Origin of the sequence: Methylocella sp., assembly GCF_044226135.1 — a bacterium.
GTDB lineage: Bacteria > Pseudomonadota > Alphaproteobacteria > Rhizobiales > Beijerinckiaceae > Methylocapsa.
Window position 1 is genome coordinate 41,628 of sequence record NZ_JBGAHM010000020.1, and the last position, 11,662, is coordinate 53,289.

General features: G+C 70.8%; 9 protein-coding genes. 7 read left to right on the forward strand and 2 right to left on the reverse strand.

Annotated elements, in window-relative coordinates; all coding sequences use genetic code 11:
- Positions 1-290: 290 nt before the first annotated feature.
- Entirely contained in the window at positions 291-3,356 is a 3,066-nt protein-coding gene (locus tag ACILRB_RS10145) for an ATP-binding protein (protein ID WP_395666178.1), read from the reverse strand.
- Between the two features lie 166 nt (positions 3,357-3,522).
- Here ACILRB_RS10145 and ACILRB_RS10150 point away from each other — a divergent pair, with 166 nt between their 5' ends.
- From ACILRB_RS10150 to ACILRB_RS10165, 4 genes are read left to right on the forward strand one after another with little or no spacing between them, the layout of a single operon-like run.
- Positions 3,523-5,157 (forward strand): hypothetical protein, encoded by a 1,635-nt coding sequence (locus ACILRB_RS10150; protein WP_395666179.1) that lies wholly within the window; start codon positions 3,523-3,525, stop codon positions 5,155-5,157.
- Positions 5,154-6,767, forward strand: a complete 1,614-nt coding sequence (locus ACILRB_RS10155) for a Dyp-type peroxidase (RefSeq protein WP_395666180.1) — start codon at positions 5,154-5,156, stop codon at positions 6,765-6,767. The genes ACILRB_RS10150 and ACILRB_RS10155 overlap by 4 nt, the downstream gene beginning before the upstream one ends.
- Entirely contained in the window at positions 6,764-7,402 is a 639-nt protein-coding gene (locus tag ACILRB_RS10160) for a hypothetical protein (protein WP_395666181.1), read from the forward strand. The genes ACILRB_RS10155 and ACILRB_RS10160 overlap by 4 nt, the downstream gene beginning before the upstream one ends.
- On the forward strand, positions 7,317-8,003 hold the full coding sequence (locus tag ACILRB_RS10165) for a cytochrome P450 (RefSeq protein ID WP_395666182.1): 687 nt from the start codon (positions 7,317-7,319) through the stop codon (positions 8,001-8,003). Before ACILRB_RS10160 ends, ACILRB_RS10165 begins: the two co-directional genes overlap by 86 nt.
- 18 nt (positions 8,004-8,021) lie before the next feature.
- Here the strand turns inward: ACILRB_RS10165 and ACILRB_RS10170 are convergent, their stop codons facing one another.
- A complete protein-coding gene (locus tag ACILRB_RS10170; protein ID WP_395666183.1) occupies positions 8,022-9,047 on the reverse strand; it encodes an NAD(P)-dependent oxidoreductase in 1,026 nt (341 codons plus the stop codon).
- Between the two features lie 484 nt (positions 9,048-9,531).
- Here ACILRB_RS10170 and ACILRB_RS10175 point away from each other — a divergent pair, with 484 nt between their 5' ends.
- The 3 genes from ACILRB_RS10175 to radC all read left to right on the forward strand — a co-directional run.
- A complete protein-coding gene (locus ACILRB_RS10175) occupies positions 9,532-10,062 on the forward strand; it encodes a superoxide dismutase family protein (protein WP_395666184.1) in 531 nt (176 codons plus the stop codon).
- Positions 10,063-10,162: 100 nt separating this feature from the next.
- Entirely contained in the window at positions 10,163-10,993 is an 831-nt protein-coding gene (map, locus tag ACILRB_RS10180; protein ID WP_395666185.1) for a type I methionyl aminopeptidase, read from the forward strand.
- The coding region (gene radC, locus ACILRB_RS10185; RefSeq protein ID WP_395666186.1) for a DNA repair protein RadC at positions 10,990-11,662 on the forward strand (673 nt) is incomplete at its 3' end. The genes map and radC, both read left to right, overlap by 4 nt.

Sequence of the window (11,662 nt, forward strand, 5' to 3'; positions counted from 1 at the left end):
CGCCGCGACGGTTTGCGCCCTGGCCTCAAGCGCGAGGCTGGAAACGCCGGAGGCGAGAAGGGCCAGAACGGCCTTTTGAACTTTTGCGCGCGAAGAAGACCGCGAAGAAGACATGGCGTGAAGTCCCGGAATGCACGGCCGCGTGCGCGCGCTCGGTGGCGCTCCGATGGGTCTGGCGTGGCTCGTGATATAAATTTATATATACAGGACAATGCTGCGGCGCGCAAAGCGCCGGACGTCGGCGGCGCATTTCCGCAACCGACTGTAGCTATGCTGCAACAGATATGGCTTCAGCCGATCGTCTCGTGTCCGACGCCGCGCTGCATGAGCGCCTGCAACGGTTCGCCCGCATCAAACGACCGGGCGAGGACGCCGCGCGCGCGCGCGGCTTCGGCGCGGAATTCGGCCGCTTTTTCCTCGCGTCCGGCCGCCGCGAATATTTCGGCGGCGCAGTCGTGGACCCGCGCCGCAGCGAGCGGCGCGCCCCCGCCGGCGACGACCTCCGCCGCGTCGAGGATGTCGGCGCGCGCCTGCGCGAGGTCGCCTTCGGCCAGCGCGATCCTGGCCGACAGGCGATGGGCGAGCGCGAGATAGGCGCTCTCGGGCGGCGCGGCGGCGAGGCGGCGCAGCCGCTGCGCCCAGTCGCGCGCCTGCGCGAGGTCGCCCGAGAGGAGGCTGAGCTCGGCGCCGTTGTGCAGATAGAGATATTGATGCGTCGTCTCGACGATGACGTCCTCGACATGCCGGGTCTCTTCGTCCAGCACGGCGCGCGCGCCGGCGAGATCCCCAAGACCGAGGCGCGCTTTCGCCAGCACGTTGTAGGCGAGATAGTAATTTGACGGATTGCGCTTGAGCCCGTCGTCGAGGATCTCCTCGCAGATCCGCAGCGCGCCCTCATGGTCGCCCGCTTCGGCGTGAATCCAGGCGATATGCAGCAGGCAGGGGCCGCTCAGCGCGCGCGAGGCGTTTTTTTCGGTCTGTTCGAGAACCTCGCGCAGCAGCTTGAGCGCCGCGCCGAGCCGCCCCAGATACACCAGCGCGGTGCCCTTCAATATGCTGAACACCAGATAAAAATAGACGTCGCCCGCCTCATGCGAACGCTGTTCGCCGTCTTCGGCGACGGCGCGGCAGCGCTCGTAGCGCGCGTTCATGAGTTCGAGCACCGCCTCGACCTGCATGTTCCTGACGATCATGGCCGCGTCGTTCGAGCCGCGCAGCGGCGCGAGCGCGCTCCGGCACAGGGCGGCCTCGTCGTCACGCCATCCGGTGAGGAGCAGCGTGAGATTGGCCCGGTTCGCCTCGGCGAGCGAACGCAGGTCCCCGATTTCGAGGCCGCGGCTCAAGTCCGCCGCGCGCCCGGCGAGGCCAAGGCAGCGCGCGCGGTCGAAGAACAGGCAGAAGCGGCTGAGGTCGACGAGCGCCCTGATCTGCGCCTCGCGGTCGCCTTCGGTTTCGGACAGGGCGACGGTCGCGGCGAAATCCTCGATCGCGCCCATGAAGTCGCCGGCCGAGCGGCGGGTCCAGCCCCTGTTCTGCAACAGGCGCAGGCGCGCCTCGGCCTGGCTTTCGGCCGGCAGGCGGTCGACGAGGGCGAGGGCGCGGTCGAGATAGACGGCGGCTTCGCGGTTGTTGAGGCGCTTCGCCGCCTGCGCCGCCGCCTCTTCAAGAAAGCGCGCGGCCCTGGCGAAGTCGCGCCCCTGTTCGAAATAGGCGGCGAGCGTCGAGGCGACCTCCTGGGTGCGGCCGGCGTAGGCGCGCTCAAGCCGCTCGCCGAACAGGCGGTGCGCCTGCGCGCGCTGGCCGGGCGCGAGGCGCTGCTGCAGAAACTCCTGGTAGAGCGCATGTTGAAAGCGGTAACGCCCGGCGATGGCGCCGTCGGGCCATTCCTCGACGCCGTCCGGGGCGAGCGCCTGCCCGCCGCGCGCCAGCGCCTCGCAGGCCTCCTCGACGTCGCCGACTTCGCGCCGCATGGCGGCGGCGACGAGCGCGGCCGAGAATTTCGCCCCCGCCGCGCTCGCGATTTCGAGCATGCGCTGGTCGTTCGGGGCGAGCCGGTCGATGCGCCGCGCGATCGCCTCGGCGAGGTCGCGCGGCATGCCGTCCTGGCTGATCGGCTTCAGCGCCGACGGCGCCCAGCGGCCCTCGACCTCGACGATCATGCCCTGCGTCACGAAATATTCGACGAGCGCCACGAGGAACAGCGGCTGGCCCTGCGTGCGCCAGAACACCTGCGCGCCGAGATCGGACGTCGTCTCGCCGCCGAGGCGCAGCTCGAGATAACGCTCGACGTTGGGCTGCGACAGGCCGCTCAGCGGAAGCTCGGCGCAGAGGCCGCGCACATGCAGCTCCTGATGCAGCCGCCCGACCGGATGGTCGGAGAGCGCGACGTCGGGCTTGCGGTAGGTCGCGACGACGAGCAGCGGCGCCCGCCCCCGTCCATGCGCGAGCCTTGACAGCGCGTCAAGCGTGGCGAGGTCGCTCCAGTGCAGGTCTTCGAGCGCGAGCAGCCACGGGCCCTGCGCGCCGAGGCGCTCGAACAGATCGGCGAATTCGCGCAGCCGGCGCTCGCGCGTCGCGCCCAGAACGTCGTGCCGCAACGCCGCCAGGTCTTCGGCCGGGACGACGCCGGGAATCTCGGCGACCCAGGTCGGCGCGTGATCGCGCAGCGCCTTCCGGAAGGCTTCCGAGCCGGCGCGGGCCGCGCCGTCCTCGATCGCCTCGAGCAGGGGCAGGAACGCCTCTTCGGCCGAAAAATGCTCGACGCAGCGCCCGGCGAGGACGTTGACCCCGCGCGCGGCGAGGCGCTCGATCAGCATTTCGACGAGCGTCGTCTTGCCGATGCCGGCCTCCCCGGTCAGGAAGACGAACTGGCGCGCGCCGCTCGCCGCCTGCGCGGCCAGAGCCTCGAGCGCCGCGAGCTGCGCCGCGCGCCCGACGCGAAGATCATTGCGCCCGTCCGCGCGCAGGAGCGGCGCCGACAGGACGGCGGGCTCCGCCTGCGGACGCTCGGGCGCGGCCGGCCCGCTCTGTTCCGGCTCGACGAGCACGGGCGCCACGAATCGATAGCCCCGGCGCGAAACGGTTTCGATGTAGGTGGGCGATTTCGAATCGTCGCCGAGCGCCGTGCGCAGCGCGTTGATCGACACGCTGAGGCTCGATTCGGCGCCCCGGCCGTCGCCCCACACGGCGTCGAGCAGTTCGTCCTTGGTCGCGAGGCGGCCGGCGCGCTCGACGAGATAACACAGCAGATCGAACGGCTTCGGCGCGATGACGACGCGCTCGTCGCCCCGAACGAGCAGCGCGTTCGCCGGATCGAGCCGGAATTCCCCGAAGCAAAGTCGATCCGTTGGCTTCACGTGTCGGCTTTCCGCTCCTTGAAAGACAAATCGGCGAAAAACAAACCGCGCCAGAAAGAAATTAAGCAAAAGATAAGGACTTCCTCAAGGCTTGAGCATATCTTTGCAGCGTTGTCGGCATTCGGCGTCCGCCACGGCCGACGCTTCGCCTGATACGGCCCTCAAAATGAAGCAGACGACGCTCTCCATTGTTCTTGAGGCGCAGCCGGAAAGCCTCGACCGGCTGAAGGGGCTCGTCATGCAGCTGCGCGAGGACGAGGAGGCCGCCAAATTCGGCCGCCTCTCCGACCGCGTCCCGCTGCTGCATTTCATGTCGATCAGCGTCTTCGAGGGCGCCGAATATGATCCGGCGCTGACCATCGAGGTCAATTTCGACGGTCCCCCCGGCCCGTTCTGGGCGCAGTTCGAGGCGGCGCTCGGCGCCGACGTGCGGCCCATGCTGCGCTGCTGCAAGCGCCCGGCCGACGAGGCCGGCCCGCTCTACGACGCCGTGACCCGGCCTGATTCGGGCTCGCCGCTCGCCGCCTATTTCGAAGCGCGGACCCACCGCCCTTCCGTGTTCCACCATGGCAACAGGGGGCTTGCGCGCGCGCGCATCGTCGACGAGGGCGCGCTGTTTGAGGCGGCGCGCGCGGAGCTTGCGCGCCGCGACGGCGCAGGACGCGGCGTCTACCGCGGGCTTCCGGCGCAGGAGATCCATGCGCGTCTGCGCGCCGCCCTGCTCGAGCGCCACCCCTGGCTCGGCGAGCCCGCGCCCGAGCGCATCCCGCCGCTCGAAAAGGCGGCCGACGTCGCGCGCCTTGCGGGCTTCGCCGCGCTCGTCGTCAGCGCGCTCGTTTTGCCGGGCGCGGTTCTCGCGCTGTTCGTGCCGGCGCACTGGCATCTGCTCGGCTCGGTCGTCCTGTCGCTCGCGCTGATGGGCGTCATCTACAGGATGCGCAACCCGCTCGCGGGCAAGGGCGTGCAGGTCGGCGCCGGCCTGCCGCTCCTCAAGGTCTGGCTGCAGGTTTTCGCGGGCGTCGCGTCGAACCGGCTGATCCTGTCCGCGGCGCTCGCCTATCTCGTCGCCGCCGCGCTCGCAGCCGCGGCGGCGGTCTGGCTGTTTTCGGGCGGCCCCTTCAACGCGCTGTTCACGCGGAGCCTGGGCGTTCTGGCGCTCGGCCTGTTCAGCGCGGCCTTCGTGATCGTCCCCGCGATCGTCGTGTGGCTGCGGCGCCTCGAACTGCGCGACTCCTCGCAGGACGCGCCTTCGGTCGATCCGGAGCTGTTGCTCTTGATGGCGCGGCGCGAGGACCGCATTCCGCAAAACCACATGGGCAGCATCGTGCTGCTCAAGCCCGGAATCCTGCGCGCGATCGTCGTCCGGCTCGGCCATCTGGGCCTCGGCCTGCTTTTGCGGGTCAAGGCGGCGGACGGCTATCTCGGCTCGATGCGCACCATCCATTTCGCCCACTGGGCCTTCGTCAACAACGGATCGCGGCTGATGTTCTTCAGCAATTTCGATCTGAGCTGGGAAAGCTACCTCGACGACTTCATCGAGAAGGCGCATGAGGGGCTGTCGCTCGCCTGGAGCTGCGGCGTCGGCTTTCCGCCCACAAGCTTTCTCGTGCGCGACGGCGCGAGCCACGGCCGCAAGTTCAAGCAATGGGCGCGGCACTCGATGGCGATGAGCCGCTTCTGGTACAGCGCCTACAAGGAGCTGACGGTGGACCAGATTGAGCGCAACTTCCGCGTCGCGGGCGGGCTGCGCAAGCCGTCGCTCGCCGAAGCCGAGGCCGCGGCCTGGGCGCGCGACCTGTGAGCGCGCCCCTCCCCTCCCCCGCAAGCGAGGCCTCGGGCTCGGTCAGGCTCAACGCGCCGCATGACGCGCAGGCGCAGGGCCTGATCGTCAGCGGCTTCAGCGCGCTGCCCTGCGCGAAGGCCCTGTTCCTGCGCTTTGGCTGGGGCGCCGAGGCCGCATCGGCCAAGGCCGCCCTGTGGCGGAAAATCCAGGAGCTCGCGCCGATCTCCGACGCCGACGGCAAGGAGGACAGCGCCGCCGTCCTCGCCTTCACCTTTACGGGGCTCAAGGCGCTCGGCCTCGCCGACGCGGCGCTCGACAGTTTCTCGATTCCGTTCAAAGAAGGCATGTTCCAGCCCGACCGGCTGCGCCGCCTCGGCGACCGCTACGACGGAGAATGGCTGCCGAGCGTCGTCGACGGCGGGCCGCTGTGGAGCGGCAATGTGGGCGCCGCCGCGCCGGCCGTCGTCGCGCGGCTCGAAGCCGTCGAGCGGGCGACCGAGGAGACCGTCTCGACGCCCCTCGCCATCCACGCGCTGCTGACGCTTTACGACGCGACGCCGGACAAGCTCGAACAGCGCGCCGGCGCGGTCGAGGCCGCCCTCCTCGCCTGCGGCGTCGTCGTCGAGCGCACGCTCGCCCTCAGCCTCCACATCGAAGGCGACAAGAAAGTCGCCCGCGAGCATTTCGGCTTCGCCGACGGCGTCTCCCAGCCGACGCCTTTCAGCCTCGAAACCGAGGAAGAGGGGCTCGACCCGGCGCAGGCCGCCGTCACGCCCGCCCGACGCGACCCCTGGAACGGCGCGCCGCTCGGCGACTTTCTGTTCGGGCACAGGGATTCGCATCATGAGCGGGCGCAGGGCCCGCTCGTCGCCGACGACGAGAGAGGCAGGGCCGCGGGACTGCCGCAGGACGGCGCGCCGGAGGGATTCCGCAATCTCGGCCTCGACGGAACCTATATGGTGGTGCGCGAACTGAGGCAGGACGTCGCCGCCTTCTGGCGCTCGGCCCACAGGGGCGCCGAGGCGCTCCGGCGCGAGGATCCCTCGGCGACCCACGTCACGGCCGAATGGCTCGCCGAACGCATCGTCGGCCGCACCCGCGACGGCCATCTGCTCTGCCCGTCGGGGCCGCTCGCCGCCCGGTCTGACGGGGCCCCCCGCAACGACTTCGGCTTCAGGATGGACGATCCCTACGGGATCGGGTGCCCGACCGGCTCGCATGTCAGGCGCGCCAACCCGCGCGACGGCCTGGCCCATGACGCGGCCTCAGCCCCGACCATGCTCGCCTCCTCGAACAGCCACCGCATCCTGCGGCGCGGCCGCAACTACGGGCCAAAGGTCGCCGACCCGTCGGTCGACGACGGGGCGGAGCGCGGCCTGCTGTTCATCTGCCTCAACACCGACATCGCGCGGCAGTTCGAGTTCATCCAGCAGAACTGGATTCTCAATCCGAGCTTCGCGACGCTGTTTCGCGAAAAGGACCCGCTCGTCGGGCCGGCGGGCGAGTTCACCATCCGCGAGGAGCCGCTGCGGCGCGTCGCCCCGGTCGAGACCTTCGTGCGGATGGCCGGCGGGGAGTATTTCTTCCTGCCGAGCCTTCCGGCGCTGAACTATCTTTTTACGTCATGAGCGCCGACGCGCCCGACCTTGCGCCGCGCCCCACGCCGGGCTTTTTCGCTCGGCTGAACGGCGTCGTGCTCAGGGCGGCGCTGCCGCGCTTTTTCGCCTTCGCGCGGGTGGTCCGCCCGATCTGGCGCGCCGGCGACGTCTATGTCGCGACGCGCAGCGACGACGTGCGCCAGATCCTGCTCGAGCCGCATCTGTTCGCGACGCCCTACCGCCAGAACCTCGACATCGTGGTGGGCGACGAGCCTTTTTTCCTCGCGATCGACGATCCGCTTGCGCATGACGCAGCGACCGGAGCCCTGCGCAAGGCGGTCCGGCCGGGAGACGTCGCGACGCGGCTCGCGCCCGCGATCGAACGCGCGGCGGCCGACGCCGTCACGGCGGGCAAGGGCCGCATCGAGGTCGTCGACGCCCTGGCGCGCCGACCGGTGTTCGAGGTGTTCACCGCCTATCTCGGCGTCGGCGCGCCGGCGGCGGGGGACGGCGATCTTTCGACCTCGGCCGGGCTCCTGTTCGAATTCCAGTTCGCCGACGACGGCAGCCCCTGGCTCCATGCGCAGGCGCGCGCGCGCGCCGCGGCTGCGCGTCCGGATCCAGCAGGCGATCGACGCGCGGCGCGCCGCCGGGGACGGCCCTGACGACGTGCTCGGCCGCCTGCTCGCGACGCAGCGTCAGGACGGCGCCCCGACCGACGCGGCGATCTGCGCCGCGCTCGTCGGGCTCATCGTCGGCGGCCTGCCGCAGCCCGCCATCGCCCTGGCGCAGGCGCTCGACCAGCTGTTGCGCCGCCCGCAGGCGCTAAGGAGCGCGCAGGCCGCGGCGCGCGCCGGCGACGACGCCCTGCTCTCGGCCCATATTCTCGAGGCGCTGCGCTTCGATCCGCTCGCCCCGCTGCTGACGCGCGTCGCGACGCAGGATTGCGTCCTGGCGCCGGGGACGCGCCGCGCCACGAAAATCCCCAAGGGAGCGATGGTGCGCGCCGCCTCCTCCTCGGCGATGATGGACGGGCGGCGCCTTGGCGGGCCGCGCCGCTTCGACGCGCGGCGGCTCGCCCATGAGCGGCTGCATTTCGGCCTCGGCCTGCATGAATGCTTCGCCGCGCGCATGAACGAGGCGCTGCTGCCGCTCCTCGTCAAGCCGCTGCTCGCGCGCGAGAACCTGCGCCGCGCGCCCGGCCGCGCCGGGCGCCTCGAGCGCGTCGGGCCCTTCGCCCACGCGCTCCACGTCGACTATGACTGACGGCCGACGGGGGCGCGCCTACATGCGCGGGACCTGGACGGGGCCGGATTCGGCGAGCACGCGGTCGAGCGCGTCGAGCACGGTCCGCACCATGTCGGCCCGCGCCTCGCGCGTCGCCGTGCCGAGATGGGGCAGCAGGAACACGTTCGGCAGGGTGGCGTAGCGCGGGTCGGGCGTCCGGCCGTCGGCGTCGAGGTCGAGCCCGGCGGCGGCGACGCGGCGCGTCCGCAGCGCCGCGATCAGCGCGGCGTCGTCGATCAGCGAGCCATGCCCGGCGTTGACGATCACCGCATGGTGCGGCAGGCATTCGATGGTCTGCGCGTTGAGCGCGCCGCGCGTCTCGGGCGAGGCGGACGCGTTCAGCGACAGGACGTCGCTGATCGCGAACAGCCCATAGGGCTTCGCATGGAACACCGCGCCCTGCTCCAGCTCCGCCGGCAGGCGGGTGCGGTTGCAGTAATGCACCTCCATGTCGAAGGCGCGCGCGCGCTGGGCGATCGCGCGCCCCACCCGGCCGAGGCCGAAGACGCCAAGGCGCTTGCCCGCGAGCTCCGTGCCGACGAGCGGCGCGCCGGCCTCGGCCCAGCGGCTCGAGCGGATCAGCGCCTCGCCCTGCGCCGCCTGGCGGCAGGCGCCGAGCATCAGCAGAAAGGCGAGTTCGGCGGCGCTGACGACGCCGGCCTCGGGCGCGCTGACGACGGCGATGCCGCGGCGGCGCGCGGCGGCGACGTCGATGTGGCTCGTCCCGACCGAGGCCGTGGCGATGACGCGCACGGTCGCCGGCAGATGTTCGATGACCTGCGCGCTCAGCCGCTCGGCGGCGCTGACCAGCATCGCGTCGGCGCCCTTCGCCTCGGCGGCGAGTTCGGCCCCGCTCCAGACCGAGGCCTGCTGGCCCCAGGCGTCATAGCGCATGTCGATCTCGCGATCGAGGCCGACCGAAAACGAGCGCGTCACGAAAAGCCGAGGCCTCGAAGCGTCATGCGACGCGGCGCCCGCGAAGGCGCCGCCTTCGCTCGCAACGCCTGAAACAGTCATGGTCATCAGCCGCCTCCTCGATTGGCGCCGCCAGCGGCGGGCGCTTGCGCAGTCTCTCCGCGTGGAGAGGCGGGCGGGCGTCGAAGAGGCCGGAAGATCGACGGCCGCCGCCGATCCCGGATGGCAGGCCCGTTCGCCGCCGCTCGCCAGTCCGGGATAGGTCGGGGCGGCGCGCATGTCTTAAGCGTTCTCTTAGCAAACGCTTAAATCTGAATATTTCGTCAGCTTGAGAGGCGCCGGCGTCCCGACGCGCCCGCGCCGGCGCGCGCCTCTCCGGCGCGCCGACCCTGACGACGCCCGCCCGTCACGCGTGACCCGGAACCCCGGCCGGCCCTCGTTCGTTGAACAAGGCCTGCCCCGCGGCGGCGGCGCCGCCGCGCTCGTCCAGGTCTTTGCCCTTCAGCTTTCCGCCCTTCAGTCTTTTGCCCCTCAGTCTTCCGCCATTCATCCCCTCACCTGCTCATTTCCTTTCTGCTCCCGAGGCCGTCCCATGAAGCTCTTCCTCGCCGCCTGCCTCATCGCGTCGCCCGCCGCGGCTTTCGCCGAAACGGCTCCCGGGAGCGCGTCGCGGACGGCGCACGCCGATTTCATCGACGCCTCCGGCGCGAAGATCGGGACCGCGACGCTGAAGCCGTCGCCGAACGGCGTCCTGATCGAGGCGAAGCTGTCGAAGCTTCCGCCCGGCGTCCACGCCTTCCACATTCACGAAAAAGGCGTCTGCGACGCGGCCGACGGCTTCAAGTCGGCGGGGGGCCATTATGGCGCGCCCGGGTCGAAGCATGGCTTCATGACCGAGCATGGCCCGCATGCGGGCGACGTCACGAACCAGACGGCGCTGGCCGACGGAACGATGACCATCGAGGCGTTCAACGACAAGGTGACGATCGAGGGCGGCGCCATGCCGCTTCTCGACGCCGACGGCTCGTCGCTCGTCCTCCACGCCAAGCCCGACGACTACGCCTCGCAGCCCGCGGGCGACGCCGGCGGACGCATCGCCTGCGCCGTGATCAAGGCGGATTGAGCGCCGGGTCGGGCGACGCTCCCCTTGCCTTGCGGCGTCAAAGGCTTAAATTGCAAGCCGCAGCCATGATCAAAACCTTGCGGCCAGGACTTCGGGCAGAATGACTTTCGTCGACGCGGTGGAGGCCTCGGGCCGCAGGGCAGGCCATATCAGATTGCACGGCGAAGACGCCTTCGCCGGCATGCGGCGCGCCGGGCGGCTCACCGCCGAGGCGCTCGACCTGATGGTCGACTATGTCAGGCCCGGCGTGTCCACCGAGCGGCTCGACGAGCTCGCCTTCGAATTCGCCATGGACCACGGCGCCTATCCGGCGCCGCTCGATTATCGCGGCTACCGCAAGTCCATCTGCACCTCGATCAACCATGTCGTCTGCCACGGCATGCCCGACAAGAAGCCGCTCAAGGACGGCGACGTCGTCAACATCGACGTGACGCTCATCGTCGACGGCTGGCACGGCGATTCGAGCCGCATGTATGTCGTCGGCGAGGCGCCGCGCCGCGCGCAGCGGCTGATCGAGGTCACGTATGAGGCGCTGATGCGCGGCATGGCCGTCGTGCGCCCCGGCGCGACGACCGGCGACATCGGCGCCGCCATCCAGGACTACGCCGAGGGCGAGCGCTGCTCCGTGGTGCGCGACTTCTGCGGCCACGGGCTTGGCCGCCTGTTCCACGACGAGCCGAACATCCTGCATTACGGCCGCCGCGGCGAGGGCGTGACGCTGCGCCCCGGCATGTTCTTCACCATCGAGCCGATGATCAATCTCGGCCGGCCGCAGGTGAAGATCCTGTCCGACGGCTGGACCGCCGTCACCCGCGACCGCTCGCTTTCGGCGCAGTTCGAACATGCGGTCGGCGTCACCGAATCGGGCTATGAGGTGTTCACCCTCTCGCCCAGGGGCCTCAACTGCCCGCCCTACGCGACCTCGGCGTGAGCGGCGACGGCCCCGGGCGCAGGCCCCGGGCCAAGCCTGCGGAGGAACGCCCGCCCGCCGGAGCCGGCGTCGAGGCGCCCGTTCAGGCCGCCGTCCCGCATGAGCACGGCCATCGCGAGCGCCTGCGCGCGCGTTTCCGCAAGGGCGGCGCCGAGGCGCTGGCCGATTACGAGCTCATCGAACTCATCCTGTTCCGGGCCATGCCGCGGCGCGACGTGAAGCCGCTGGCCAAGGCGCTGCTCGCGCGCTTCAAAAGCTTTTCCGGCGTGCTGGCGGCGCGGCCCGAGCGGCTCGCCGAGATCGACGGAATCGGCGAGGCGGCGATCGTCGAGTTCAAGATCGTCGAGGCCGCCGCGCGCCGTTTCGCCCGCGCCGAGATCGAGACGCGCCCCTCGCTCTCGAGCCTGCCGGCGGTCGTCGACTATTGCCGCGCGGCGATGGCCCATCTCGACCATGAGGAGCTGCGCGTCCTGTTTCTGGACGCGAAGAACTTCCTCATCGCCGACGAGGTGCAGGGCGTCGGCACCGTGAACCACGCGCCGGCCTATCCGCGCGAGATCATGCGCCGCGCGCTCGAGCTCGCCGCCTCGGCGGTGATCCTCGCCCATAACCACCCCTCGGGCGATCCTTCGCCCTCGCGCGAGGACGTCGAGCTGACGCGCCAGATCG